This is a genomic window from Kitasatospora cheerisanensis KCTC 2395, assembly GCF_000696185.1.
In the GTDB taxonomy this organism is placed as follows: domain Bacteria; phylum Actinomycetota; class Actinomycetes; order Streptomycetales; family Streptomycetaceae; genus Kitasatospora; species Kitasatospora cheerisanensis.
Genome location: NZ_KK853997.1, coordinates 5,343,254 through 5,367,081, shown reverse-complemented (window position 1 = coordinate 5,367,081; position 23,828 = coordinate 5,343,254). Strand labels below are relative to the sequence as shown.

Sequence of the window (23,828 nt, the reverse complement as noted above, 5' to 3'; positions counted from 1 at the left end):
AGTAGAAGGGGCCCGCCCGGGGCTCGGGAAACGGCGGGCCTCGGGTGGTCGGGACTGCTTCGGGTCGAAGGCCGGAGACCGAAAACGGCGGACCGCTCGGCGCCCCGTTGATCATCCGCAGAGCCGGCCTCGCCGTTCCCCGAGCCCCTGGTGGTGCTCTCCGAGCTACCTCTGTCGCCAGAAGTGGTCCACCGGCCCGATGCCGGACCCCAGTGCGAAGCCGTGCGCGATGGCGCCAGTCACATACGCCTTGGCGTTCGACACGGCTTCCGGCATGTCCTGGCCCTTGGCGAGCTGCGCGGCGATGGCGCTGGCGAGGGTGCACCCCGTGCCGTGGGTGTGGCGGTTGTCGTGGCGGGGCGCCCGGTACCAGTGGGTCTCGCCGGCGGGGCCGAGGAGAAGGTCCGCGGCTTCGCCTTCGAGGTGGCCGCCCTTGACGAGGACCCAGCGGGGTCCGAGCTCGTGGAGGGCCTTCGCCGCGTCGAGCATCCCGCTCTCGTCGGTGACGGTGCGGCCGGTGAGTTGGGTCACCTCGTGCAGGTTGGGGGTGACCAGCGTGGCGACCGGCAGCAGCCGCTCGCGGACGGTGGCGACGGCTTCCGCGGCGAGCAGCGCGTCGCCGTGCTTGGAGACGCCGACCGGGTCGACGACGACGGGGGCGGGGGCGTCGGCGAGGAGTCCGGAGACGGTTTCGACGAGTTCGATCGAGGCGAGCATGCCGGTCTTGATCGCCTGGACGCCGATGTCGTCGACGACGCTGCGGTACTGGGCGCGGACGGCGTCGGCGGGCAGTTCCCAGTAGCCCTGGACGCCGAGCGAGTTCTGCGCGGTGACGGCGGTGATGACGCTCATGCCGTGGACGCCGAGGGCGAGCATCGCCTTGAGGTCGGCCTGGATGCCGGCACCGCCGCCGCTGTCGGAGCCGGCGACGGTGAGCACCCGGGGCGGGGCGGTGTTGGTGGTCATGCGCCCCAACCTACCCATCGGGGAGGAGCGCTCAGAGGACGGCCTCGGATTCGGTCCAGCGGTCCGGCGGGACGGTCTTGAGCTGGACGACAGCGTCGGCGATCGGGACGAGTTGGATCTCGGTGCGGCGCAGCGCGGTGAAGTGTCCGAAGGCGCCCTTGTGGACGGCTTCGACGGCGTGCCAGCCGAAGCGGGTGGCGAGGACGCGGTCGAGCGCGGTGGGGGTGCCGCCGCGCTGGGTGTGGCCGAGGATGACGGGCCGGGCCTCCTTGCCGAGCAGGTTCTCCAGTTCGAGGGCGAGCCGGGTGCCGATGCCGCCGAAGGTCTGGTGGCCGAACCGGTCGACCTCGCCGTGTTCGAAGCGCAGGGTGCCGGGCAGGGGTTGGGCGCCTTCGGCGACGGCGATGATGGCGAACTTCTTGCCGCGCCGGAAGCGGTCCTCGATCATGCGGGCGACGGCTTCGATGTCGAAGGGCTTCTCGGGGATGAGGATGCCGTGGGCGCCGCCGGCCATGCCGGCGGTGAGGGTGATCCAGCCGGTGTGACGTCCCATCAGTTCGACGACCATCACCCGCTGGTGGGACTCGGCGGTGGTCTTGAGCCGGTCGATGGCCTCGGTGGCGACGTGCACGGCGGTGTCGAAGCCGAAGGTGACGTCGGTGGCGTCGATGTCGTTGTCGATGGTCTTGGGGACGCCGACGACGGGGAGTCCGGCGTCGCTGAAGAGTTTGGCGGCGGTCAGGGTGCCTTCGCCGCCGATCGCGATGAGCGCGTCGATGCCGAGGTTCGCGGCGAGTTCGGCGGAGTTCTCGACCGCCCAGCGGATCCGTTCGCGCTGCACCCGGGCGGAGCCGAGGATGGTGCCGCCGAGGGTGAGCAGGCCGGTGACGTCGTCGTGCGAGATGGGCCGGGCGCGGCCTTCGATCAGGCCGAGGAAGCCGTCCTCGATGCCGATGATCTCGTCGCCGTGGACGTCGGTGCCGCGGTGCACGACGGAGCGGATCACCGCGTTGAGTCCGGGGCAGTCGCCGCCGCTGGTGAGAACGCCGATGCGCATGGGGGCTTCGCTCTCCTGGTCCCGGGGGCGCGGGCCCCCGCGTAGGTGGACCGGACCGTCGACGCTGCCGGTCCGCCGAACAGTCGCCACCCTACGCGGTGGAACCCGTACCGCCCGGTAGCCACGGGCGGGACGGGCCGGGGCCTACTGCTCGGCGAAGTGGTCCCAGCCGGCGGTGCGGTCCCAGGGGGCGCCGTCGACGGTGACCACTCCCCCGCGGCCGGGCCGGGCGGGGCGCACCACTTCGCCGATCACCCGCCAGCGGGCCGGGAGTTGGGTGCTCTTGGGGAAGGTCGCGACGATCGCGTGGTCCTCGCCGCCGGACAGCACCCACACCAGCGGGTCGACGCCGACGGCCTGGCCGATGTCGGCCATCTGCGCGGGGATGTCGAACTCGGCGGCCCGCAGGTCGATGTCCGCGTTGCTGGCCCGGGCGACGTGGCCGAGGTCGGCAACCAGTCCGTCCGAGACGTCGACCATGGCGGTGGCGCCGAGGTCGCTGGCGGCGGGGCCGGCGTGGTACGGCGGTTCGGGGCGGCGGTGCGCCTCGACGAAGGCGCGCGGGGAGCGGAAGCCGCGCTGAAGGACCGTCAGGCCGGCGGCGGACCAGCCGAGCCAGCCGGTGACGGCGACCACGTCGCCGACCTGGGCGCCGGAGCGGACCACGGGGCGGCGGCCCTGGAGGTCGCCGAGCGCGGTGATGGCGAGGGTGATGGTGTCGCCGCGGACCACGTCGCCGCCGACCACGGTGGCGCCGGCGACCTGGCACTCGTCGCGCAGGCCGTCCATCAGTTCGGTGGCCCAGGTGGTGGGCAGGTCGGCGGGGGTGACCAGGCCGAGCAGCAGCGCGGTGGGCACGGCGCCCATCGCGGCGATGTCGGCGAGGTTCTGCGCGGCGCACTTGCGGCCCACGTCGTACGCGGTGGACCAGTCGCGGCGGAAGTGCCGGCCCTCGATGAGCACGTCGGTGGTGGCGACCACCCGGCCGTCGGGGGCCTTGACCACCGCCGCGTCGTCGCCGGGCCCGAGTTCCACCGCCGGGGTCATCGGCAGCCGCGCGGTCAGCTCCCGGATGAGCCCGAACTCGCCGAGCTCGCCCACGGTCCCCTGCATCAGCCCGTCCTCCCGCGTCCTTCACGTGATCCGTCTGGGGTGCGCCCCCGCGCGGCAGCGTACGCCCTCGGCGGGTGTCGGGGGCTCCCCTGTCCGGCTGTCGCGCGGTAGCGTGGTGATCAGACTGCCGGTCAGCAACTCCCCCCACCCAGCCGCCTGGAGGTCCACCGTGGTGCAGGCGTACATCCTCATCCAGACCGAGGTGGGCAAGGCCACCGCGGTCGCCGAGTCCATCGCCAGGATCGCCGGGGTGATCACGGCCGAGGACGTGACCGGCCCCTACGACGTGATCGTCCGCGCCGAGGCGGAGTCGATCGACGAGCTGGGCCGCCTGGTGGTGGCCAAGGTGCAGCAGGTGGAGGGCATCACCCGCACCCTGACCTGTCCGGTGGTCCGCCTGTAGGGGCGCTTACCATCGACGGGTGCCTCTTCGTGACGTCCTGAACCGCCTGCCCGCGCCGGTCCGCTGGCTGGCGCCGCCCGCCGCCCTGCTGGGCCTGACGGCGGGGCTGGTCGCCTTCTGGAGCGGCGATCCGGACGTCACGCCGCCGACGCCGAGCGCCGACGCCGCCCGGTACTGCCAGGCGCTGGACGCGAAGCTGCCGGCCGAGGTGCTCGGACACCCGCGCAAGGACCCGTCCCCGGCCTCGCCGTACACCGCGGCCTGGGCGTCCTCGCCGCGCACCGTGCTGACCTGCGGCGGGGACCGCCCGGAGTACATGGACTCCCCCCGGAAGGGCCCCTGCATCGACGAGGTCAGCTGGGGGCTCGACGAGGACGGCGAGGGCGGCTACTGGTTCGCCACCGGCCTGCGCCGCGCCTACGTCGAGGTGCACGTCCCGGCGGGCGCGTACGCCAACTACGCGGACCCGCTGAGCTCCTACACCGAAGCCATCCGGTCGACCGTCCCGCTGATCAACGACAAGGCCGACTCGGACTGCTTCGGCAACGGGGCCTGACCGCCCGCCGCGGCCCGTCCTAGCGCAGGCCGGTGGAGCGGCGCAGGGCGGCGGCGAGCAGGCGGTCGATCAGCTCGGCGTAGGGCACGCCGGTGGCCTCCCACATCTTGGGGTAGGCCGAGATCGGGGTGAAGCCGGGCATCGTGTTGACCTCGTTGACCATCCACCGGCCGTCGTTCAGCAGGAAGAAGTCGACCCGGGCCAGGCCCTCGCAGCCGAGGCCCTCGAACACCTCGACGGCCTGCCGCTGGAGCTCGGTGCGCTCCGCGTCGCCGAGCCGCGCCGGGATCTGCACCTCGGAGGAGTCGATGTACTTGGCCTCGAAGTCGTAGAACTCGAAGTCCCCGTCGACCAGCACCTCGGCGGGCACCGAGGCGCGCGGGCCGTCCTCGAACTCCAGCACGCCGCACTCGATCTCGCGGCCCTCGACGCCCTTCTCCACGATCACCTTCGGGTCGTGGCGGCGGGCCTCGTCGATCGCGGCGTCCAGGTCGGCGAGGTCCTTGACCTTGGTGATGCCGATCGAGGAGCCGGCCCGGCAGGGCTTGACGAACAGCGGCAGGCCGAGCGCGGCGATCCGCCCGCGGGCGGCGGCCCGGCCCTCCTCGGTCTGCCACTCGCGCGGCTTGACCACCGTGTACTCGCCCGCGTACAGGCCGAGCGACTCGATGATCCGCTTGGTGAACTCCTTGTCCATGCCGACCGAGCTGGCCAGCACGCCGGAGCCGACGTACGGCACCCCGGAGAGCTCCAGCAGGCCCTGCAGGGTGCCGTCCTCGCCCCACGGGCCGTGCAGCAGCGGCAGCACCACGTCGACCTCGCCGAGCACCTTGGGCGCGGCGCCGGGCTCGCTCCAGACCACCTCGCGGTTGCCGGGCGCGACGGGCAGCGACACCTGGCCCTCGGGCGACTCGGCGACCTGGTCGACGTCCGGCATCCGGCCGTCGGTGATCGCCATCCGGGCGGGTTCGTCGCCGACCAGGGCCCAGCGGCCCTCGTGGGTGATGCCGATCGGCAGCACCTCGTACTTGCTGCGGTCGATCGAGCGCAGGACGCTGGCGGCGGTGACCACGGAGACGCCGTGCTCGGAGCTGCGACCGCCGAAGACGATCGCGACGCGCGGCTTGGCCGGCTGGTTCGGGGAGGTCTGTTCGATGCTCATATCGGCCTTGAGACTACCGTCCGATTCCGGTCACCGGCGTTCAGGCTTGGCCGAGCGCGCCATGAGTCCTTCGAGCACTTCCTGCGTCGGCCGGCCCTTGTGGACCACGTCGACCACGGCCTCGACGATCGGCATGTCCACCCCGTTGCGCCGCGCCAGGTCGAGCACCGACTCGCAGGACTTCACGCCCTCCGCGGTCTGGCTGGTCGCAGCGATGGTCTCGGCGAGCGTCATGCCGCGGCCCAGGTTGGTGCCGAAGGTGTTGTTCCGGGACAGCGGCGAGGAGCAGGTCGCCACCAGGTCGCCCATGCCGGCCAAGCCCGCGAAGGTGTGCGCGTCGGCGCCCAGCCGCAGGCCGAGGCGGGTGGTCTCGGCCAGGCCGCGGGTGATCAGCGTCGCCTTGGTGTTGTCGCCCAGGCCCATGCCGTTGGCCATGCCGACCGCCAGGCCGATCACGTTCTTCACCGCGCCGCCGAGCTCGCAGCCCACCACGTCGGTGTTGGTGTACGGGCGGAAGTACGGGGTGTGACAGGCCTTCTGGAAGCGCTTGGCGACCTCCTCGTCGGTGCAGGCGACGACCGTGGCGGCGGGCTGCCGGTTGGCGATCTCGCCGGCCAGGTTGGGGCCGGACACCACCACGACGCGCTCCGGGCCGACCTGCGCAACCTCCTCGATCACCTCGCTCATCCGCTTCGCGGTGCCGAGTTCGATGCCCTTCATCAGGCTGACCAGCACCGTGTCCGGGGCCAGCAGCGGCGCCCAGTGCGCGAGGTTGTCGCGCAGCGTCTGGGAGGGCACCGAGAGCACCGCGAAGTCCGCACCGGCCAGCGCGGCGGCCGGGTCGGTGGTCGCCCGGATCGACCGGGGCAGCGTCAGGCCGGGCAGGTAGTCCCGGTTGACGTGCTCCTCGTTGATGGCGTCGGCGAGGTCCTGCCGGCGGCCCCACAGGGTCACCTCGCAGCCGGCGTCGGCCAGGATCATTGCGAAAGCGGTGCCCCAGGAGCCCGTCCCCATCACCGCGCAGCGGGTCATCGGTCGCCCTCCTTGGCGGCGCGCTCGCGCTTGGCCTCGGCGGCGGTGGCCCGCTCCCTGGCGGCCTTGCGCATGTCGTAGCGCTCGGCGGGCGCCTTCTCGCCGCGGATCTCCTCCAGCACGGCGGTGATCGCCGCCATGATGTCGTCGGTGGCGTCGCGCAGCACCTGGGCGGTGATCTCCTGGCCCTGGTACTTGCTCAGGTCGACCGCCGGGCCGGCCGCGACCGTCACCCGGTGCCGCGGGAACAGGTGGTACTTGCCCTTACCGCCGTTGCCGTACGGGGGGATGATCTCCTGCGCGCCCCAGTGCGCGACCGGGATCACCGGCGCGCCCGTCATCAGCGCGACCCGGGCGGCGCCGCTCTTGCCGGTCATCGGCCACATGTCCGGGTCACGGGTGAGCGTGCCCTCCGGGTAGAACTGCACGCACTGGCCGGCGTTGACGGCGTCGATCGCCGCGCGGAACGCGTCCGCGGCGTCGGTGGAGTCCCGGAACACCGGGATCTGGCCGGTCTTGCGCAGCATGAAGCCGATGAACGGCACCGAGAACAGCGAGGACTTGCCGAGTATCCGCGGCGGGCGGCCCGAGTTGTACTGCCAGTGCCCGTAGAACACCGGGTCGATCACCGAGTTGTGGTTGACCGCGGCGATGAAGCCGCCCTTCTCGGGCAGATGCTCCCAGCCCCGCCAGTCCGTCGTCGCCAGGGCGTTGGTCACCGGCTTCACGAGCATCGCCGCCAGGCGGTACCAGATCCCGTAGTCGGCGTTTCCGAACCTGGCGTTAGAGCGGCGGGCCACCCCAGCTCCTCCTCATTCGCGCGGCGTCCCGCCCGGGGCGGTGCCGCTGGTCTCTCTCCCACGCCAGGGGCCGGGCAGCGGCTCCGAGGCGCCGACCAGTCTCACCCGCGAGCCGAGTCCGTGTCGAGCAGCCACCACCGCCACCGGCCGGCCAGGGCCCCGCCGGCCGCCCCGGACCCCCGGAACCGCTGGCCAGGCATCCCCGGCCGACGTCACAATGACGCCGATGACAGAGGACACCGTACGCCCCGCCACCGTCCGCCCGTCCGCCCCGGGGCGGGCCCGGACCGCGGGTCGGACCGGCGGGCCGGCGGCGCGGCGGCCCGGGCCCGCTGGACCCTGGTCGTCCCCATCAAGCCGCTCGCCGAGGCGAAGAGCCGGCTGGCGGCGCTCGGGCCGCTGCGGCCCCGGCTCGCCCTCGCCTTCGCGCTCGACACCGTCGCCGCCGCGCTCGCCTGCCCCGCGGTCGGACGGGTCCTGGTGGTCGGACGGGACGCGCGCGCCGCGAGTGCGCTGCGCGCGCTGGGGGCGACCGTCCTCGACGACGAACCCGGCGACGGCCTCAACCCCGCGCTCTCGCACGGCAGTAGCACCGCGCACCGGCTGCACCCGCACTCCCCCGTCGCCACCCTCTCCGCGGACCTGCCGGCGCTGCGGCCCGCCGAACTCGCCCGCGTCCTGGCCGCGGTGCCCCCCGACGGGCGGGCCTTCCTCGCCGACGCGCCCGGCACCGGCACCGTCCTGCTGGCCGGACCGCCCCGCACCCCGCTCCGGCCCGCCTTCGGGCCCGGCTCCCGGGACCGCCACGCGGCCGGCGGCGCCACCGAACTCCGGCTCCCCGACGTGCCGTCCGTCCGCCGCGACGTCGACACCCCCGCGGACCTGGCCGCCGCCCACGCGCTCGGCCTCGGCCCGGCCACCGGCGCCCTGCTCGAAAGCTCTATGCTGCTTCCCATGCAGGCCACCGCGTTCACCTTCGATCCCACGACCCGCTCCGGCTCGGTCCTGCTCGACGACGGGACGCCCCTCCCCTTCGACGCCCCCGCCTTCGACGCCGGCGGCCTCCGCCTGCTCCGCCCCGGCCAGCGACTGCGCATCCGCACCACCGGCGAGGGCCCCGCCCGCCGCGTCACCTTCCTCACCCTCCCCACCTTCCCGGACCCCGAAGGCAACTGACGTCCCGTCAGCCCTCGGGCGCGCTCCGGGCGCGGGAACGCGTGTGGACCACCGGCCGCGGGGCCGATGGCTACAGGACTCTGCGCTGGTGATCACTGCCCACGCGGCTCACGCCGTCATGCGCTGAGGCGGCCCAGGAACGGGTCCTCGCCGGCGGGCTCGTGGAGGCAGAGCGCGGCGACGGCCGGGGTGTGCAGCAACTCCAGGCGCTTCGGGGTGGGTTGGAGGGGGCCGGTGGCGGTGGGGCGGACCTGGATGACGCGGGTGTGGCCGAGCAGGATGAAGCTCAGGAGCAGTTGGCCGTCGCGGGCGAGGAACGCCTCGGTGCGCTCGGTGGCGCCGGGGCCGAAGAAGTAGCGGTAGGCCTCGTACTGCGTCCAGCCGAGCGGGAGCGTCCGGAGGGTGGCCCAGAGCGAGGCGATCGCGTCGGCGAGTGAGGCGAACGAGGTTGTCTCCGTGATGCCTTCGATGCTGACGGCGTATCCGGACTGGCTGCCCTTCACGGCGGCTCCTGTGGTGGGTCGAGTTCGGCCCAGATGGTGTGGGACCGGGCGGTCTGGCGGTGTCCGTAGCGATCGGCTTCGGAGAGGACGTCGAGGAGCACGAGGTGGTCCCTGGCGTCCGGATCTCCGGGGAGGGTCGCCTCCACCCGGTAGCCGCCGCCGGGGAGGCGGCGGATGCGGGCTTCGGCTCCGGTGGCGGCGGCGAGCCTGGCTGCAAGGTCGAACACCCTGGTGGTTCGCACGCCACGCCTCTCCGCCGCAGTCAGCCGATCACTTAAAGTGAATCTAAGCCATTAGATTCCACCTGATGCATTAGATTGTCAAGCTGAATCACCCGTCCTGCCGCAATCGGCAGGTCTCGCCTTCCGCCGGGAGATGCCAGATGCCCTCACAGGACCCGCCGTACCTCCGCATCGCGGACCATCTGCGCCGCCGGGTGGCGGACGGTGAGTGGGCGATCGGTGAGCGGCTGCCGTCCCGTGCGCAGTTGGCCGCGAGCTACGGCGTGGGGGCGAACGTGCTCCAGCGGGCGCAGGAAGTCCTCATCAGGGAAGGCCTGTTGGAGGGCCGGGCCGGTTCCGGCACCTACCTGCGCGAGCCGGTGGAGCGCCGCCCGATGCGCCGGTCCCGTTCGGTCGGCTCGTTCCCCGTCTCCGCGGTGCCGGACGGGAGTTGGGAGTCCCACACCGCGGCGCGGGTGGCCGCGCCGGCCGGGGTGGCGCGCCGACTGGGCATCGAGCCGGGCGAGTTGACGGTGCACACCCGCTACGAGTTCATGCTGGACAACCAGCCGGTCCAACTCGCCGAGTCCTGGGAGCCGATGGCGGTCACCGACGGAACCGCCGTGCTGCTACCGGAGTTGGGGCCGCTGCGCGGTCGCGGCGTGGTGGCCCGGATGGCCTCGATCGGGGTCCGGGTGGTGCGCGCCGAGGAGCGGCCGCGTCCCGGCCGGGCGACGGCGGAGCAGGCGAACCTGCTGGGCATCACCACCGGCGATCCGGTGCTGCTGGTCGAGCGGACGTATCTGGACGACACCGGCCGGGCGGTGGAGACCGCCGATCTGGTGATTCCGGATTCCCGCTGGGAGATCATCTACGAGCTGCCGGTGGAACAGCCGGAGTAATTCCGTCCGCCCCGCACAATTCCCGCCCGCGGCCCGCCGGCGGCCCCTCGGCCGGCGCCCCGCGGGCTCCCACGGCGCCCCTGGCACCGCCCGGCCCGGCGTCCGACCGGCCCGGCGTTCGGCCGGGAGGGCAGGCCGACCGGGCGCGAAAAGGCCGCGACGGCCCCGGTGGCGGGCCTCCGGGGGTTCCGGGTTCCCTGGCGTGGGGCCGTCGCGGCCTGGCCGCCCCGGCGCCGGCTGTCCGGCACCGGGCTCGGTGAGACTACTTGGCGGTGGACTTGCGCGCGGTGGTCTTGCGCGCAGTGGTCTTCTTCGCCGGAGCGGTCTTCTTGGCGGCGGCGGCCTTCTTGGCGGCGGCCGCGGTGGTGGTCTTCTTCGCCGCGGTGGTCTTGGCGGTGGTGGCCTTCTTGGTGGCGGCGGTGGCCGTCTTCTTGACCGCGGTGGCCTTCTTGGCCGCGGTGGTCGCGGTCTTCTTGGCGGCGGTCTTCTTGGTCGCCGGGGCGGCGGCAGCGGCGGCGCGCTTGGTCGCGGCACGCTTGGCGGCCGGGGTGGCGGCCACACCGGACTTGCCCGGGGTCAGCGAGCCCTTCGGCGCCTTCTTGACGGACGGGCCGTCCTTCGGGAGCTTCTTGCTGCCGGAGACGAGGTCCTTGAAGCCCTGGCCGGGGCGGAACCGCGGCACGGCGGTCTTCTTGACCTTGACCCGCTCGCCGGTCTGCGGGTTGCGGGCGAAGCGCGCCGAGCGCTCCACCTTCTCGAAGGTGCCGAAGCCGGTGACCGACACCCGGTCACCCGCCACGACGGCACGCACCATGGTGTCGAGCACTGCGTCGACGGCCTCTGCGGCAGCCTTGCGACCGCCCAGCTGCTCGGCCACCGCTTCGACAAGCTGAGCCTTGTTCACGTCTTCCCCTTCGGAAACGGGCGCCGGATGATTCCATCCGTTCTTTTCGCACGTTAGGTATGTATCTGCGGACTTTCAATTACCAAACGCGTGAATCACCCTAGTGTCGCAATGGATTTGCGCATGGAGGTCCTCACCGGGGAGGCATCCGCCCCTCGTCGAGGTCCTGCACAAAGCGACTCAACCGCCGTGCCGCCTCCGGGAGATCACGCTTGGCGGTCTCCGTGACGATCAGCAGTTGTCGGGTGAGAGCGGTCTTTGCGTCCGTCGACACGTTCAGCGCGTGAACGCGGGCGTGGGCTTGCTTCAACCGCTCGGCCACCAGTGCGTAGAGCAGGGTGACTTCCGAGTCGGCAGCACCGCCTCGACCCTCCGCAGACGCGGGTTCGCCACCCGGGTACGGCGGTTCGGGGCTGTGGTGCATGCAACGATTGTGCCATCTGTACGCAGTTGCGCTGCACCAGGGTCTATTCACGGGTGACGAACTCCCCTGCGAACAACGAAGACCCGCCCCGGAGGGGGGCGGGTCTTGTTGTCGGTCCGTCAGAAAGCGGAGAGTCAGGCGGCCGGGAGGGTACGCGGCTTGAAGGACGGGCGCTTCGCCTCGAACGCCGCGACATCCGCCTCGTTCTGCAGCGTGATGCTGATGTCGTCCAGACCGTTGAGCAGCCGCCAGCGCACGTTGTCGTCCAGCTCGAACGGCGCGGTGACGCCCTCGGCACGGACCTCGCGGGCCTCCAGGTCGACGGTGATCTCCGCGGTCGGGTCGGCCTCCGTCAACTCCCAGAGCCGGTCCACGGTCTCCTGCGGCAGAACCACCGTCAGCAGGCCGTTCTTCAGCGAGTTCCCGCGGAAGATGTCGGCGAACCGGGAGGAGATGACGGCCTGGAAGCCGTAGTTCTGCAGCGCCCAGACGGCGTGCTCGCGGGACGAGCCGGTGCCGAACTCGGGGCCGGCCACCAGGACGGTGGCGCCCTTCCGCTCGGGGCGGTTGAGGACGAACGCCTCGTCCTTGCGCCAGGCCTCGAACAGGCCGTCCTCGAAGCCGGACCGGGTGACCTTCTTCAGCCAGTGCGCCGGGATGATCTGGTCGGTGTCCACGTTGGAGCGGCGCAGCGGGACGGCGCGGCCGGTGTGGGTGGTGAACTTCTCCATGGCTCAGGCCTCCACGGGAACGACGCGGTCGGACAGGTCGGACGGCGCGGCCAGGCGGCCCAGCAGCGCGGTGGCGGCGGCGACCTGGGGGGACACCAGGTGGGTGCGGCCGCCCTTGCCCTGCCGGCCCTCGAAGTTGCGGTTCGAGGTGGACGCGCAGCGCTCGCCCGGGGCCAGCTGGTCGGGGTTCATGCCCAGGCACATCGAGCAGCCGGCGTGCCGCCACTCGGCGCCCGCGGCGGTGAACACCTTGTCGAGGCCCTCCTCGACGGCCTGCAGGGCGACCCGGACCGAGCCCGGGACGACCAGCATCCTTACACTGTCCGCGATCTGACGACCCTCCAGGACGGCAGCGGCGGCGCGCAGGTCCTCGATCCGGCCGTTGGTGCAGGAGCCCACGAAGACCGCGTCGACCTGGACCTCGCGCAGCGGGGTGCCGGCCTCCAGGCCCATGTACTTCAGGGCGTTCTCGGCGGCGACCCGCTCCTGCGGGTCCTCGAAGTCGGCCGGGTCCGGCACGTTGGCGCCCAGCGGCGCGCCCTGACCGGGGTTGGTGCCCCAGGTGACGAACGGGGTCAGCTCGGCGGCGTCGATGAAGACCTCGGCGTCGAACACCGCGTCCTCGTCGGTGGCCAGGGTCTCCCAGTAGGCGACCGCGGCGTCCCAGTCCTCGCCCTGCGGGGCGTGCGGGCGGCCCTGCAGGTAGTCGAAGGTGGTGCGGTCCGGGGCGATCATGCCGGCCCGGGCGCCCGCCTCGATGGACATGTTGCAGATCGTCATCCGGGCCTCCATGGAGAGGCTGCGGATCGCCGAGCCGCGGTACTCCAGGACGTAGCCCTGGCCGCCGCCGGTGCCGATCTTCGTGATCACGGCCAGGATCAGGTCCTTGGCGGTGACGCCCTCGGGCAGTTCGCCCTCGACGGTGATCGCCATCGTCCGGAACGGGGCCAGCGGCAGCGTCTGGGTGGCCAGCACGTGCTCGACCTGGCTGGTGCCGATGCCGAACGCCAGTGCGCCGAAGGCGCCGTGGGTGGAGGTGTGGGAGTCGCCGCACACCACGGTCATGCCCGGCTGGGTCAGGCCCAGCTGCGGGCCGACCACGTGCACGACGCCCTGCTCGACGTCGCCCAGCGAGTGGATGCGCACGCCGAACTCCTCGGCGTTCTTGCGCAGCGTCTCCAGCTGGACCCGGGAGACCGGGTCGGCGATCGGCTTGTCGATGTCGAGGGTGGGGGTGTTGTGGTCCTCGGTGGCGATCGTCAGGTCGGTGCGGCGCACCTTCCGGCCGGAGAGCCGGAGACCGTCGAAGGCCTGCGGGCTGGTCACCTCGTGCAGCAGGTGCAGGTCGATGTAGAGCAGGTCGGGCTCGCCCTCGGCGCGCCGGACGACGTGGTCGTCCCAGACCTTCTCTGCGAGTGTCCGTCCCATCGGATTCCCTCCAGCCGGCCGCTCTGCCGGCCTTCTCGTGATCGTCGAGGTCTTGTCCCGTGCCGCCCTGTGAGGCTCGCTCGGCATCGCGACCTGCCCGCCGGACTGTCCAGCATGCGGACACCGTGGTGGGGCTCCGCCCTGGTGTTCTCCCGGGCTGCTGACACCAAGAGTGGCGCTTTTCTCGGAAGATTGAACTTGCGTCTCGCTGATTGAGACTGCAGTATCGAGACATGGACAACACTAGCGGCGTCGGCGTTCTCGACAAGGCCGCTCTGGTGCTGAGCGCACTGGAGTCGGGCCCCGCCACGCTGGCGGGGCTGGTCGCCGCCACCGGTCTGGCCCGGCCCACCGCCCACCGACTCGCCGTCGCACTCGAACACCACCGCCTGGTCACCAGGGACATGCAGGGCCGGTTCATCCTCGGCCCCCGGCTCGCCGAACTCTCCGCCGCCGCGGGCGAGGACCGGCTGCTCGCCGCCGCCGGGCCGGTGCTCACGCACCTGCGCGACGTGACGGGCGAGAGCGCCCAGCTGTACCGCCGCCAGGGCGAGATGCGGATCTGCGTGGCCGCCGCCGAGCGCCTCTCCGGCCTGCGGGACACCGTGCCGGTCGGCTCCACGCTGCCGATGAAGGCCGGCTCGGCCGCGCAGGTCCTGCTCGCCTGGGAGGAGCCGGAGCGCCTGCACCGCGGCCTCCAGGGCGCCCGGTTCACCGCCACCGCGCTCAGCGGCGTGCGCCGCCGCGGCTGGGCCCAGTCCATCGGCGAGCGCGAGCCCGGCGTGGCCTCGGTCTCCGCCCCGGTCCGCGGCCCGTCCAACCGCGTCGTCGCCGCCGTCTCCGTCTCCGGCCCGATCGAGCGCCTCACCCGGCACCCGGGCCGCCTGCACGCGCAGGCCATCATCGAGGCCGCGAACCGCCTCACCGAGGCCCTGCGCCGCAGCTGACTCCCCCCGCACGTCCAGCACCCGCCCCCGGCCGCCCGGCCGGGGCGCACGCGCGTCCGGGGGCGGACCCAAGTGCCGTGGTGCGCAGGGCGGTTGAGCAGCGGCGGACACCGGGCCGGAAAAGCAAAAAGAGCCCCGGTTTCCCGGAGCTCGTTTCTCTGAGCGTTTTGGCTGGGGTACCAGGACTCGAACCTAGACTAAATGAACCAGAATCACTCGTGCTGCCAATTACACCATACCCCATAAGTACCCCCGACCGGATTCGAACCGGCGCTACCGCCTTGAGAGGGCGGCGTGCTAGGCCGCTACACAACGGGGGCCCTAGCTTGAATGAGTACCCCCGACCGGATTCGAACCGGCGCTACCGCCTTGAGAGGGCGGCGTGCTAGGCCGCTACACAACGGGGGCTTGTCTCATTCATTCTGCAATTGTCAAGAATTGCGTACCCCCGACCGGATTCGAACCGGCGCTACCGCCTTGAGAGGGCGGCGTGCTAGGCCGCTACACAACGGGGGCTTTGCATCACTTGCGTGCTGCGCTGGGGTACCAGGACTCGAACCTAGACTAACTGAACCAGAATCAGTCGTGCTGCCAATTACACCATACCCCACCAGAGTTCAACCCCCCTTGGGGGTCTTCCTCGGTGTCTTGCGCCTCCCTGCCCGGGCGGCGCAGAAAGAACATTACCCGACGCCCCGCCCGGCTCCAAAATCGATAACCGCAGGCAGTGCCCCGGACACCTGCGGGCCAGGTCAGGGACCTGGCCCGCGAGGGGGTCGGACGCGGCCCCGACGGGCCGCGGGGGGCTCAGGAGGCCGGGAGCAGCTCCAGGGCGGCGAGCAGGCGGCGCAGCGTCTCCTCGCGGCCCAGCAGCTCCATGGACTCGAACAGCGGCGGCGAGACCCGGCGGCCGGTCACCGCGACGCGGAGCGGGGTGAACGCGAACTTGGGCTTGATGCCCAGGCCCTCGACCAGGGCCTCGCGGAGCGCGGCCTGGATCGGCTCGGGGGTGAAGTCCGCCAGCTCGGTGAGCGCCTTGACGGAGGCTTCGATCACCGGGCGGGCGTCCGCGGTGAGCACCTTGGCGGCGTCCTCCGGGTCGACGGCGAAGTCGGCGGGGGCGACGAACAGGAAGCCGGCCATGGTGACGATCTCGGAGAGGACGACCATCCGCTCCTGGGTGAGCGGGGCGACCTTGGCGAGCAGGTCGAGCTGCCCCTCGGTCGGCTCGGCCGGGAGCAGCTCGGCGGCCTGCAGGTACGGCACCAGGCGCTTGACGAACTCCTCGGGGGCGAGGCGGCGGACGTGCTCGGCGTTCAGGTGCTCGGCCTTCTTCAGGTCGAAGCGGGCCGGGTTGCCGTTGACGTCGTCGATGTCGAAGGCGGCGACCATCTCGTCGATGTCGAAGATGTCGCGGTCGTCGGCGAGCGACCAGCCCAGCAGGGCCAGGTAGTTGAGCAGGCCCTCGGGCAGGAAGCCGCGCTCGCGGTACAGGTTGAGCGAGGCCTGCGGGTCGCGCTTGGAGAGCTTCTTGTTGCCCTCGCCCATGACGTACGGGAGGTGGCCGAAGCGCGGGGTGGTGCCGTTGCCGACGCCGATGTCCGCGAGGGCGGCGTAGAGGGCGATCTGACGGGGCGTCGAGGACAGCAGGTCCTCGCCGCGGAGCACGTGGGTGATCTCCATCAGGGCGTCGTCGACCGGGTTGACCAGGGTGTACAGCGGGGCGCCGTTGGCCCGGACGATGCCGTAGTCGGGGACGTCCTTCGGGTCGAAGGAGATCGGGCCGCGGACCAGGTCGTCGAAGGCGAGCGTGGTGTCGGGCATCCGGAAGCGCAGGATCGGCTTGCGGCCCTCCTGCTCGTACACGGCGACCTGGTCGGCCGTCAGTTCGCGGCAGTGGCCGTCATAGCCGGAGGGCTTGCCGGCGGCGCGGGCGGCCTCGCGGCGGGCGTCGAGCTCCTCGGTGGTGCAGTAGCAGGGGTAGGCGTGGCCGGCCTCCTGCAGGCGCTTGGCGACGTCCGCGTAGATGTCCATCCGCTGCGACTGGCGGTAGGGGGCGTGCGGGCCGCCGACCTCGGGGCCCTCGTCCCAGTCGAAGCCGAGCCAGCGCATCGCGTCGAGCAGCTGGTTGTACGACTCCTCGGAGTCGCGGGCGGCGTCGGTGTCCTCGATCCGGAACACCAGGGTGCCGCCGTTGTGGCGGGCGTAGGCCCAGTTGAAGAGGGCCGTGCGGACCAGGCCGACGTGCGGGTTCCCGGTCGGGGAGGGGCAGAAGCGGACCCGGACGTCGGGGTTCTTGTCAGCCACGGTTACTGCATCCTTCATCGCTTGACGACCTTGTTGGCGAGGGTGCCGATGCCTTCGACGGAGACGGCGACCTCGTCGCCGATGTTCAGGGGGCCGACACCCGCGGGGGTGCCGGTGAGGATGACGTCGCCCGGGAGCAGGGTCATCGCCTCGGAGATGTGCGCGACCAGTTCGGCGACCGAGCGGACCATCTGGGAGGTGCGGCCGGACTGCCGGGTCTCGCCGTTGACGGTGCAGGTGACGGCCAGGTCGGCGGGGTCGAGGTCGGTCTCGATCCACGGGCCGAGCGGGCAGGAGGTGTCGAAGCCCTTGGCGCGGGCCCACTGGCCCTCGCGCTGCTGCACGTCGCGGGCGGTCACGTCGTTGGCGCAGGTGTAGCCGAAGATCACTTCGGGGACGCGGTCGAGCGGCACCTCGCGGCACATCCGGCCGATCACCACGGCGAGTTCGGCCTCGTACTGGACGTCCTCGGAGAACGGCGGGTACGCGATGGACTCGGTGGGGCCGATGACGGCGGTGGAGGGCTTGAAGAACGTCAGCGGCACGGCCGGGACGTCGTTGCCGAGCTCGGCGGCGTGCGCGGCGTAGTTGCGGCCGACCGCCACGATCTTGCTGGGCAGCATCGGGGCCAGCAGGCGGACGTCCTGCAGGCGGTGGGTCTCACCGGTCGGCTGGGGGGTGCCGAAGGGGTGTCCGGCGAGGGTGTGCACCACCAGCGATTCGGGTTGTGCGGCGTCCCCCTCGATGATTCCGAAGGAGACCGAGCCCGCCGCGGGGCTCCCTTCACGTACGGAGAACCTGGCGATACGCACAGCCCTGCAACCTCTCGGTTCGTCGGCCGCCCGGACGCTCCCGGGCGGTTGCCGAGCCCGCAGTACCGGGCCCGGCTGTGCCACCAGGTTATCGGCGCGGGGTTCAGTCCTGCGGCAGGCGGGTCGCCGGGGCCGTCATCAGGACGGTGCGGCGCGGGTTGGCGGTGGCGGCGGGCAGCTCGGCGGCATAGGCGCGGGGGGTGCGGTCGCCGAAGCCGGGCAGCTCGGCGAAGTCCGCGACGGAGGCCAGCGTGGTGCGGCGCGGGTTGGCCGTGGAACGGGTGGCCTTGGTCGTCTCGGACATTTGCGTCAGCACCTTGTTTCGCTCGAACGGACTTTTGCGCGGGCCCGCCGCTGGGCAGGCTCCGGTCAACCCTGCCAGGTTAGGGAGCCCATTCCACAGCGGCCGTGACCAAAGCTACACATTGAGCTGTGAGTTTGCTCACAATTCCGGTCCCAAACGGCGCGGAAGTGGCGATTCCGGACCAATGGCAAAATCTGTCATTACGGATATCCCGGACATTCGCCGCACAAACTGATCTTCCTCTTTGTTGACATGACTAGGACGAGTGTCCGAAAAGAGCCGTATTCCGGGCCGGAAGCGACACGGAACGTGAGTCGCCGCGCGCGGTGGGTAGCCCAGGACACCGTGTCGTAACGGGCCTTGTTGGACTTCCCCCGCTGTGCTGGAATGCCACGGAAAAACTCGACACCGCCCTACTCTCCGCCCGGCGGGGACGGGCGCCCGGTCCAGAGGTTGCGACGCCAGTGCAGGGACGTTTCAAGAGGGGCAGCGGCGCCGCGGGTGACCCGGAGTCGCGGGAGCCCGTAGCCGGCGCCCACCAGGCGGCACCGGCGACGACCGGCCAAGGCGAGCGGCCGTTCGGCGCTCCCGCCGAGGCCGCCGCCGACAGCAGTGCCCCGGGGGCCGGTGCGCCCCAGCAGGAGGACGGCACGTCGGCCGACAAGCAGAGCCGTCGCGCCAGACTGCGCGGCACGCTCAACCGCCGCCGTGCCACCGGCATGAGCCGCTTCGCCATGCGCAACTGGCGGATCCGCACCCGCCTGATCGCGCTGCTGTTCCTCCCCGTGGTGGTCGCGCTGGTGCTGGGCGGTCTGCGCGTGCAGACCTCGATGGAGAACTCCCGCCAGCTGTCCCAGATGAGCGACCTGGCCGAGCTCGCCCGCAACGCCACCGCACTGGCCAACGCCCTGCAGTACGAGCGCGACATCTCGGCCGGCCCGCTGGCCGCCGGCGGCAGCGCCGACAGCGACCCCGAGATCGCCGACGCGTACAAGCAGACCAACACGCTGTCGAAGACCTTCAACGCCAGCGCGGACAAGTTCGACAACCTCGACCTGGCCGGCTCCAAGACCCTGCTGCTGCAGGTCCGCAAGGACCTCAACACGCTGTCCCGGGCCCGCACCGGCGCGTTCAAGAGCCCCGACAACATCCAGGCCACGATCACCAACTACGACGTGATCATCAAGGACCTGATCGGCGCCACCCAGGACATCGCGATCACCTCGAACTCCACCGAGCTGATCAAGACCACCCGTGCGCTGTACCAGTTCTCCTCGGCCAAGGAGTACACCTCGATGCAGCGCGCGCTGATCAGCGCCGCGCTCGCGAACCCCACCGAGCCGTACATGTCGGCCTCGGACGAGACCTTCGGCGTCCGTCTGATGAGCTCCGAGGACAACGCGCTCGCCAACTTCACCGCCATCTACGGCGAGAGCGAGGCCCGCGGGCTGCGCGCCGCGATGAGCTACAACCAGGTGGTCGCCGAGGCCGACCGGTTCTCCAAGGCGGTGCTGAACACCAACGGCATCCGGTCCGCCGAGAACACCTCCTACAAGGACTGGTTCGACAAGTCGACCGCCAAGGTCAACGCCGAGAAGTCCATCGAGAACAGCCTGCTCGACGTCCTCGACGGCAAGGCCCAGTCGCTGCAGTCGGACGTCGACACCGAGTCCGTCATCAACGCCGCCCTGGTCGCCCTGGTGCTCATCGTCGCCATCGCCGGCGCGGCCCTGGTGGCCCGCTCGATGGTGCGCTCGCTGACCCGCCTGCAGACCTCCGCCGAGGACGTCGCCGAGCGCCGCCTGCCGGAGCTGGTCAAGACCCTCTCCGAGAGCGACCCGCACGACGTCGACGTCACCGTCGAGCCGGTCGGCGTCGACTCCGCCGACGAGATCGGCCACGTGGCGCACGCCTTCGACATGGTGCACCGCGAGGCCGTCCGACTGGCCGCCGAGCAGGCGCTGCTGCGAGGCAACATCAACGCGATGTTCACCAACCTCTCGCGCCGCAGCCAGGGCCTGATCCAGCGTCAGCTGTCGCTGATCTCCGAGCTGGAGAGCCGCGAGGCCGACCCGGACCAGCTGGCCTCGCTGTTCAAGCTCGACCACCTCGCCACCCGCATGCGCCGCAACGGCGAGAACCTCCTCGTCCTCGCGGGCGAGGACCCGGGCCGCCGGTGGACCCGCCCCGTCCCGCTGGTCGACGTGCTCCGCGCCGCCGCCTCCGAGGTGGAGCAGTACGAGCGCATCGAGCTCGCCTCGGTGCCGACCGCCGAGGTCGCCGGCCGCGTCGTCAACGACCTCGTCCACCTGCTCGCCGAGCTGCTGGAGAACGCCACCTCGTTCTCCTCCCCGCAGACCCGCGTCCGGGTCACCGGCCACGCCCTGCCGGACGGCCGGGTGCTGATCGAGATCCACGACACCGGCATCGGCCTCTCCCCCGACGACCTCGCCGACATCAACGAGCGCTTGGCGAACCCGCCGGTGGTGGACGTCTCGGTCTCCCGCCGCATGGGTCTGTTCGTGGTCGGCCGCCTGTCCCTGCGACACGGCATCCGGATCCAGCTCCGCCCGTCCGACTCGGGCGGCACCACCGCGCTCGTCATGCTGCCGGTGGACGTCACCAACTCCGCCGAGCGGCGCGGCAACCGGCCCGGTGCGGGCGCCGGGGCCGGCCAGGGCGGCCGCCAGCAGCGCGGCGTCGCGCCGACGCCGCGTCAGCAGGGCCGTCCGGCGGGCGACCTGCCCGGTGCGCGCACCGCGCTCGGCCAGGGCCCGGCGGCCGGCGGCCAGGGCGGCGGACGTCCGCAGCTCGGCCAGGGCGCGATGGGCGGCAGCCCCGACCTGTTCACCCCGGGCGGGTCGTCCGGCCCGTCCGCTCCGGCCGCGCCCGCGGGCCCGGCGGGCACGGGTGGCCGGCGCGGTCCGGGCGAGGCGCCCGCGCAGGGCGGCTTCGGCCCCGGCGGCGCGTTCGGCACCGGCCCGGCCCAGGGCGGCCGCACCGGTGGTCTGCCGACCCGTGCGGTCGGCCAGTCGCTGCGCGAGAACCCCGCGCCGGGTGCGACGGGCCCTCGGCCCGGCCGGTGCGGGCGCGGGCGCCGGTGCCGGTGCGCCGGCCGGCGGCGGTCTGCCGCCGCGGCGGGTGCCGGGTGCGTCCGGTGCGCCGGGCCTGCAGGGCGGCCAGGGCGGCCCGAGCGGGCAGGGCGGCCTGCCGCCGCGCCGTCCGCAGCCCGGCCAGCAGGCTCCGCAGGGGCCGCAGGGCGGTCCGCGTCGTCCGCAGGGCCCGCAGGGTCCGGAGCGGACGCGTCCGATGGAGGGCCGTCCGGGCGGCGAGCCGACCCAGCACGGCCGGGCCGAGCAGCCGCAGCGCCGTCCGCTGCCGCCGCAGCAGCCGGCCGCGCCGATCGAGGCCGCGCCGGTCGAGCAGTCGGGCGGGTTCGCCCGGCCGCGCTTCGAGGCCGCCGACATCGACCCGCGCGACCCGCTGGGCCTCGGCCTGGTGGAGCCGGTGCTGCCGGACCCGGTGGGTCAGGGCATGCCGCCGATGGTTCCGCAGGAGCGTCCGGCCCCGCAGCAGTTCGCGGAGCGGCCGCAGCCGATGGCGCTGCCGACCGCCGGCGAGTCGCAGGACGCCCCGGCGCCGGCCCGTGAGCAGCTCCGCTCGCGCGGCTACCAGCCGCAGCGTCCCGGGACCTCCGCGCCCGGCTTCGGCGGCCAGCCGCAGTCCCGTCCGGCCCCGCAGGCGCAGGCTCAGCAGGCCCCGGCTCAGCAGGCACAGGCCACCCGGCCGCAGCCGCAGGCCGATCCGTTCCAGCAGGGCGATCCGTTCCAGCAGGCCGAGCAGCAGCAGCGTCCGCAGGGCATGCCGCAGCGTCCGACGGCGGAGCGCCGGCCCCAGCCGCCGCAGCAGCCCCAGCCCCAGCCCCAGCAGCAGCCGCAGGGCCAGCAGGCCCCGCAGCAGCAGCCGGCCGGTCCCGGTCCGGACGCGCCGTGGCGCCCGTCCGCGAACGACGAGCGCTGGCGGCGGGCCGAGCAGATGCGCGAGCCGCAGACCAACGGCCTGACCACCTCGGGTCTGCCGCGTCGCACCCCGCAGGCCAACCTGGTCTCCGGCAGTGCCGAGGCCAGCCCGCTGACGGGTCCTCAGGTCTCGCGCAGCCCGGAGGAGGTGCGCGGCCGGCTGACCAACCTGCGCCGCGGCATCCAGCAGGGCCGCCAGGCCGGTGCGCAGCAGCCGGGCGCCGCCCGTCCCGCGCCGCAGCAGCGGCCGGGCTTCGACTTCGGCGGGACGTCCGAGGGCCACCGGGGGGCCCAGTTCGACGCCGATGGCAACAACGGCTTCGGCCCCGAGCACCAGGAGCGTTGAGTTGAGTCAGATGATGAGCCAGGCCGCCCAGAACCTGAACTGGCTGATCACCAACTTCGTGGACAACACCCCCGGGGTGTCCCACACGGTGGTGGTCTCCGCCGACGGTCTGCTGCTGTGCATGTCGGAGGGCTTCCCGCGGGACCGTGCCGACCAGCTCGCCGCCGTCGCCTCCGGGTTGACCTCGCTGACCTCCGGCGCGAGCCGCATCTTCGAGGGCGGCGACGTCAACCAGACCGTCGTGGAGATGGAGCGCGGGTTCCTCTTCCTGATGGCGATCAGCGACGGTTCGGCGCTGGCGGTGCTCGCCTCGCCGGACTCCGACATCGGTCTCGTCGGCTACGAGATGGCGCTGCTGGTCGACCGGGCCGGTGCGGTGCTCACGCCGGCCCTGCGGGCCGAACTCCAGGGCAGCCTGCTGCACTGACGGCCCGGTCCGTCCGTTCGACTCCTCTGCACGACCCTCACCGTGCCGGACCCACCCGAACCGGGGTCCGGCACACCAACCCCCAAGTCTTCGCGGCGCGGTGGCTGACATCCGGTCAGCCGGCCGGCCCCGGGCTCCGTCCGCGATCGACTGCAGCACAAGGAGGACGCATGACCCCGCCCCCGACACCCGCCGGCGCGTACGGCAACGGGTACGGAAACGGCTACGGCGGCCAGCAGGCCGGCGGGTACGGCGGCCAGCAGTCGGACAGCTACGAGCAGCAGCCGCTGGTCCGCCCGTACGCCATGACCGGTGGACGGACCCGGCCGCGGTACCAGCTGGCCATCGAGGCGCTGATCTCGACCACGGGCACCAACCCGCCGGGCGCCCTGCTGCCCGAGCACGCCCGGATCGTGTCGCTGTGCCGCGAGGTCAAGTCGGTCGCCGAGATCTCCGCGTTGGCGGGAGTCCCGCTCGGGGTCGCCCGCATCCTCGTCGCAGACCTGGCGGAAGCCGGTCTGGTCGCCATCCACCAGCCCGCCGCCGCGGGCGAGTCGGGCGGTACGCCTGACGTCACGCTGCTCGAAAGGGTCCTCAGTGGACTTCGCAAGCTCTAACGCGGCCGCCCCCAGCCGCGCCACCACCTCCGCCAAGATCGTCGTCGCGGGCGGATTCGGCGTGGGCAAGACGACGCTCGTCGGCGCGGTCTCCGAGATCAACCCCCTGCGCACCGAAGCCGTCATGACCTCGGCCTCCGCCGGCATCGACGACCTCAGCCACGTCTCCGGCAAGACCACCACCACCGTCGCCATGGACTTCGGCCGCATCACCCTCGACGAAGACCTCATCCTCTACCTGTTCGGCACCCCCGGACAGGACCGCTTCTGGTTCATGTGGGACGACCTCGTCCGCGGCGCCATCGGCGCCGTCGTCCTCGTCGACACCCGCCGCCTCGCCGACTGCTTCCCCGCCCTCGACTACTTCGAGAACAGCGGACTCCCCTTCGTCGTCGCCCTCAACGGCTTCGACGGACACCAGCCCCACACCGCCGACGAAGTCCGCGAAGCACTCCAACTCAACGCCGACATCCCCATCATCACCCTCGACGCCCGACGCCGGGACAGCGCCAAGAGCGCACTCATCACCCTCGTCGAACACGCCCTCCTCGCCCGCCTGCGGTGAGTGGCGGAAGCGCGGCCCGGGGGCGCGTACCACAGATGGTTCGCGTCCCCCGGTAACAGTTCGGTAGGCATTTGCCGGGCCCGACTGACAGTGCGTAGCCGTTCAA

At 72.3% G+C, this 23,828-nt stretch carries 24 protein-coding genes, 5 tRNA genes and 1 pseudogene; 10 read left to right on the top strand and 20 right to left on the bottom strand.

Annotated elements, in window-relative coordinates; genetic code table 11:
• Positions 1 to 165: 165 nt before the first annotated feature.
• The 3 genes from thiD to KCH_RS24465 all read right to left on the bottom strand — a co-directional run bounded on the left by thiD (position 166) and on the right by KCH_RS24465 (position 3,136).
• Complete coding sequence (gene thiD, locus KCH_RS24475) at positions 166 to 966, bottom strand: bifunctional hydroxymethylpyrimidine kinase/phosphomethylpyrimidine kinase (protein ID WP_035866481.1); 801 nt, start codon at positions 964 to 966, stop codon at positions 166 to 168.
• A gap of 31 nt (positions 967 to 997) precedes the next feature.
• Entirely contained in the window at positions 998 to 2,023 is a 1,026-nt protein-coding gene (locus KCH_RS24470; RefSeq protein ID WP_035866479.1) for a 6-phosphofructokinase, read from the bottom strand.
• A 144-nt stretch (positions 2,024 to 2,167) separates the two neighbouring features.
• Positions 2,168 to 3,136 carry a thiamine-phosphate kinase gene (locus tag KCH_RS24465; RefSeq protein WP_035866477.1) on the bottom strand — a complete coding sequence of 323 codons (969 nt, stop codon included), beginning with the start codon at positions 3,134 to 3,136 and terminating at the stop codon, positions 2,168 to 2,170.
• 169 nt (positions 3,137 to 3,305) lie between these two features.
• Here KCH_RS24465 and KCH_RS24460 point away from each other — a divergent pair, with 169 nt between their 5' ends.
• A complete protein-coding gene (locus KCH_RS24460) occupies positions 3,306 to 3,539 on the top strand; it encodes an Lrp/AsnC family transcriptional regulator (RefSeq protein ID WP_035866474.1) in 234 nt (77 codons plus the stop codon).
• Positions 3,540 to 3,558: 19 nt separating this feature from the next.
• A complete protein-coding gene (locus KCH_RS24455; RefSeq protein ID WP_051653410.1) occupies positions 3,559 to 4,095 on the top strand; it encodes a DUF3515 domain-containing protein in 537 nt (178 codons plus the stop codon).
• Positions 4,096 to 4,114: 19 nt separating this feature from the next.
• On the opposite strand, the gene KCH_RS24450 is transcribed toward KCH_RS24455, so the two are convergent.
• From KCH_RS24450 to KCH_RS24440, 3 genes are read right to left on the bottom strand one after another with little or no spacing between them, the layout of a single operon-like run.
• Positions 4,115 to 5,257: a D-alanine--D-alanine ligase family protein gene (locus tag KCH_RS24450; protein WP_035866471.1), complete on the bottom strand. Its 1,143-nt coding sequence runs from the start codon at positions 5,255 to 5,257 to the stop codon at positions 4,115 to 4,117.
• Between the two features lie 30 nt (positions 5,258 to 5,287).
• Positions 5,288 to 6,289, bottom strand: a complete 1,002-nt coding sequence (locus tag KCH_RS24445) for an NAD(P)H-dependent glycerol-3-phosphate dehydrogenase (RefSeq protein ID WP_035866469.1) — start codon at positions 6,287 to 6,289, stop codon at positions 5,288 to 5,290.
• Positions 6,286 to 7,023 (bottom strand): lysophospholipid acyltransferase family protein, encoded by a 738-nt coding sequence (locus KCH_RS24440; RefSeq protein WP_051654031.1) that lies wholly within the window; start codon positions 7,021 to 7,023, stop codon positions 6,286 to 6,288. Before KCH_RS24440 ends, KCH_RS24445 begins: the two co-directional genes overlap by 4 nt.
• 405 nt (positions 7,024 to 7,428) lie before the next feature.
• On the opposite strand from KCH_RS24440, the pseudogene cofC reads away from it, so the two are divergent.
• Positions 7,429 to 8,019: pseudogene (gene cofC, locus KCH_RS38700) on the top strand (2-phospho-L-lactate guanylyltransferase); the annotation flags it as partial.
• Positions 8,020 to 8,381: 362 nt separating this feature from the next.
• On the opposite strand, the gene KCH_RS24430 reads toward cofC, so the two are convergent.
• Entirely contained in the window at positions 8,382 to 8,768 is a 387-nt protein-coding gene (locus KCH_RS24430; protein WP_035866466.1) for a hypothetical protein, read from the bottom strand.
• Positions 8,765 to 9,010: a hypothetical protein gene (locus KCH_RS24425; RefSeq protein WP_035866463.1), complete on the bottom strand. Its 246-nt coding sequence runs from the start codon at positions 9,008 to 9,010 to the stop codon at positions 8,765 to 8,767. The genes KCH_RS24430 and KCH_RS24425 overlap by 4 nt, the downstream gene beginning before the upstream one ends.
• Positions 9,011 to 9,150: 140 nt before the next feature.
• Between KCH_RS24425 and KCH_RS24420 the strand changes: the two genes are divergently transcribed.
• Positions 9,151 to 9,891 carry a GntR family transcriptional regulator gene (locus KCH_RS24420; protein ID WP_035866459.1) on the top strand — a complete coding sequence of 247 codons (741 nt, stop codon included), beginning with the start codon at positions 9,151 to 9,153 and terminating at the stop codon, positions 9,889 to 9,891.
• Positions 9,892 to 10,153: 262 nt separating this feature from the next.
• Here the strand turns inward: KCH_RS24420 and KCH_RS24415 are convergent, their stop codons facing one another.
• The 4 genes from KCH_RS24415 to leuC form a co-directional block, all read right to left on the bottom strand.
• The gene (locus tag KCH_RS24415) at positions 10,154 to 10,795 is read right to left on the bottom strand and encodes an HU family DNA-binding protein (RefSeq protein ID WP_035866456.1); all 642 of its coding nucleotides are present in this window, start codon (positions 10,793 to 10,795) and stop codon (positions 10,154 to 10,156) included.
• Positions 10,796 to 10,928: 133 nt separating this feature from the next.
• Positions 10,929 to 11,219: an SCO5555 family protein gene (locus KCH_RS24410; RefSeq protein WP_425268812.1), complete on the bottom strand. Its 291-nt coding sequence runs from the start codon at positions 11,217 to 11,219 to the stop codon at positions 10,929 to 10,931.
• Positions 11,220 to 11,353: 134 nt separating this feature from the next.
• On the bottom strand, positions 11,354 to 11,950 hold the full coding sequence (leuD, locus tag KCH_RS24405; protein ID WP_035866453.1) for a 3-isopropylmalate dehydratase small subunit: 597 nt from the start codon (positions 11,948 to 11,950) through the stop codon (positions 11,354 to 11,356).
• Positions 11,951 to 11,953: 3 nt separating this feature from the next.
• Positions 11,954 to 13,378 carry a 3-isopropylmalate dehydratase large subunit gene (leuC, locus tag KCH_RS24400; protein ID WP_035866449.1) on the bottom strand — a complete coding sequence of 475 codons (1,425 nt, stop codon included), beginning with the start codon at positions 13,376 to 13,378 and terminating at the stop codon, positions 11,954 to 11,956.
• A gap of 233 nt (positions 13,379 to 13,611) precedes the next feature.
• Here leuC and KCH_RS24395 point away from each other — a divergent pair, with 233 nt between their 5' ends.
• Positions 13,612 to 14,325, top strand: a complete 714-nt coding sequence (locus KCH_RS24395) for an IclR family transcriptional regulator (protein WP_035866446.1) — start codon at positions 13,612 to 13,614, stop codon at positions 14,323 to 14,325.
• Between the two features lie 168 nt (positions 14,326 to 14,493).
• On the opposite strand, the gene KCH_RS24390 is transcribed toward KCH_RS24395, so the two are convergent.
• From KCH_RS24390 to KCH_RS24355, 8 genes are all read right to left on the bottom strand, one after another.
• Positions 14,494 to 14,568, bottom strand: a tRNA-Gln gene (locus tag KCH_RS24390).
• 4 nt (positions 14,569 to 14,572) lie between these two features.
• Positions 14,573 to 14,645, bottom strand: a tRNA-Glu gene (locus tag KCH_RS24385).
• Positions 14,646 to 14,660: 15 nt separating this feature from the next.
• A tRNA-Glu gene (locus KCH_RS24380) sits at positions 14,661 to 14,733 on the bottom strand.
• 35 nt (positions 14,734 to 14,768) lie between these two features.
• A tRNA-Glu gene (locus tag KCH_RS24375) sits at positions 14,769 to 14,841 on the bottom strand.
• Between the two features lie 22 nt (positions 14,842 to 14,863).
• A tRNA-Gln gene (locus KCH_RS24370) sits at positions 14,864 to 14,935 on the bottom strand.
• A 197-nt stretch (positions 14,936 to 15,132) separates the two neighbouring features.
• Complete coding sequence (gene gltX / locus KCH_RS24365; protein WP_035866443.1) at positions 15,133 to 16,650, bottom strand: glutamate--tRNA ligase; 1,518 nt, start codon at positions 16,648 to 16,650, stop codon at positions 15,133 to 15,135.
• Positions 16,647 to 17,444 (bottom strand): fumarylacetoacetate hydrolase family protein, encoded by a 798-nt coding sequence (locus KCH_RS24360; protein ID WP_035866440.1) that lies wholly within the window; start codon positions 17,442 to 17,444, stop codon positions 16,647 to 16,649. Before KCH_RS24360 ends, gltX begins: the two co-directional genes overlap by 4 nt.
• A 103-nt stretch (positions 17,445 to 17,547) precedes the next feature.
• Positions 17,548 to 17,748, bottom strand: a complete 201-nt coding sequence (locus KCH_RS24355) for a hypothetical protein (RefSeq protein ID WP_035866436.1) — start codon at positions 17,746 to 17,748, stop codon at positions 17,548 to 17,550.
• 719 nt (positions 17,749 to 18,467) lie between these two features.
• Between KCH_RS24355 and KCH_RS24350 the strand changes: the two genes are divergently transcribed.
• The 5 genes from KCH_RS24350 to KCH_RS24335 all read left to right on the top strand — a co-directional run bounded on the left by KCH_RS24350 (position 18,468) and on the right by KCH_RS24335 (position 23,722).
• The gene (locus KCH_RS24350) at positions 18,468 to 21,398 is read left to right on the top strand and encodes a nitrate- and nitrite sensing domain-containing protein (protein ID WP_279635904.1); all 2,931 of its coding nucleotides are present in this window, start codon (positions 18,468 to 18,470) and stop codon (positions 21,396 to 21,398) included.
• Positions 21,346 to 22,113, top strand: a complete 768-nt coding sequence (locus tag KCH_RS46155; RefSeq protein WP_279635903.1) for a hypothetical protein — start codon at positions 21,346 to 21,348, stop codon at positions 22,111 to 22,113. Before KCH_RS24350 ends, KCH_RS46155 begins: the two co-directional genes overlap by 53 nt.
• A gap of 13 nt (positions 22,114 to 22,126) precedes the next feature.
• Positions 22,127 to 22,540 carry a roadblock/LC7 domain-containing protein gene (locus KCH_RS24345; protein ID WP_035873530.1) on the top strand — a complete coding sequence of 138 codons (414 nt, stop codon included), beginning with the start codon at positions 22,127 to 22,129 and terminating at the stop codon, positions 22,538 to 22,540.
• Positions 22,541 to 22,710: 170 nt separating this feature from the next.
• Positions 22,711 to 23,157, top strand: a complete 447-nt coding sequence (locus KCH_RS24340) for a DUF742 domain-containing protein (protein ID WP_035866434.1) — start codon at positions 22,711 to 22,713, stop codon at positions 23,155 to 23,157.
• Positions 23,138 to 23,722 carry a GTP-binding protein gene (locus KCH_RS24335; RefSeq protein WP_035866431.1) on the top strand — a complete coding sequence of 195 codons (585 nt, stop codon included), beginning with the start codon at positions 23,138 to 23,140 and terminating at the stop codon, positions 23,720 to 23,722. The genes KCH_RS24340 and KCH_RS24335 overlap by 20 nt, the downstream gene beginning before the upstream one ends.
• Positions 23,723 to 23,828: the final 106 nt, after the last annotated feature.